Origin of the sequence: Trichormus sp. NMC-1 (genome assembly GCF_001858025.1) — a bacterium.
Taxonomy (GTDB): domain Bacteria; phylum Cyanobacteriota; class Cyanobacteriia; order Cyanobacteriales; family Nostocaceae; genus Anabaena.
In genome coordinates this window covers 1-1127 of sequence record NZ_LZQD01000036.1, presented here as the reverse complement: position 1 = coordinate 1127, position 1127 = coordinate 1, and the positions used below count along the sequence as shown (strand labels likewise).

The following is a 1127-nucleotide window of genomic DNA, read 5'->3' as shown; positions in this document are numbered from 1 at the left end:
GAACTGCTGATAAAAGCAAAAAAAAGCCCATGAAGAGCTGGCAGATTCTTTGGTAAGTCATGCCACAAATATAAAGGCAATTATTTCGATGATGAATAAATGAAAATCAAAATTCTGCACCGATGAACTTTTCATTTAATTCTTGAGAATGATTAGATTTTAAGGGTTGTCGGAAAAAAATCGCTGATAGAGATTACAACACGGAAACCTATTAAAAATGTTGAATCAACCCAAAATACCGATTAGCTTTTGAAAGGACGGGTTTTTCTATTTGCTTCATTTGCACTTGAAATGCAAGTATGAATTCAAGATAAAATTATCAAAACGTAATAAATTTCAAAACAACGATGAAGAAGTACAAAGGTTAACTGTAGTAATGAACCGTCAATTTCTTGGATGTACAGATAGCATTTGCTTTATTGTAATTTAGTAAGTCGTACTCTATTCTTTTTATCAAAAATGTAGATAAATGTACCCATTTTTTTCGTTTTACCTTCTACAATAGTCTTCATCTCGTTAGTAAAGTTCGACGGAACTTCAATTTCCACTTGGTCTAAATATAAAAAGGTGGAGTCATTTATTTGATGAAAGGTTTTATTCATCTCCTGTTCAGCAGAGCTTACTTCATGGTAATATCTATTACCATCCAACAACATTTTAAATTCAGCGGTGTCTTGTAATTTGGTTTTGGAAATCTTTTTTTCCAGTGAATATTCAAACTCAGCACCATCTGATCGCATTGAATTTAATTTGGTTTGTTTCACTTTCAAATGATACGAATACCCCCATTGAAATTCAAAACCTTTTAAAAATTCAACATCAGAATCAGGAGAACTTAGTATCAGTCTTTTGAAGTGTTCATAATGTTGAAAAGATAAATAAGGGTCAATTGTTATCAATTTAAAATCTTGACCATATAGCATATTGCTCAAAAAAAGCAGCTGAGTGACTATGATTAATTTCAATTGTTTCATATTTAAATTAACAGATTGTAGCTATCCAAAGGTAGCGATTTCGAAGCACGTTACTATGAAACAAGCATAATACCATTAAAAAAATAATCTAAGAATTTATAAATTCAGCGAAGTTCTAAGCGGAATTGCACCTGCGAAGCAAGCATGAATACC

Annotated in this window: 1 protein-coding gene; it reads right to left on the bottom strand. The window is 31.4% G+C overall.

Annotation, left to right across the window (positions count from 1 at the left end; genetic code table 11):
• Positions 1-416: 416 nt before the first annotated feature.
• On the bottom strand, positions 417-974 hold the full coding sequence (locus tag A9Y75_RS25775; RefSeq protein ID WP_071192728.1) for a DUF4377 domain-containing protein: 558 nt from the start codon (positions 972-974) through the stop codon (positions 417-419).
• Positions 975-1127 lie beyond the last annotated feature (153 nt).

Bases quoted from the DNA above. Each gene is read 5' to 3' on its own strand.
- A9Y75_RS25775 (WP_071192728.1), bottom strand. From the start codon at position 974: ATGAAACAATTGAAATTAATCATAGTCACTCAGCTGCTTTTTTTGAGC.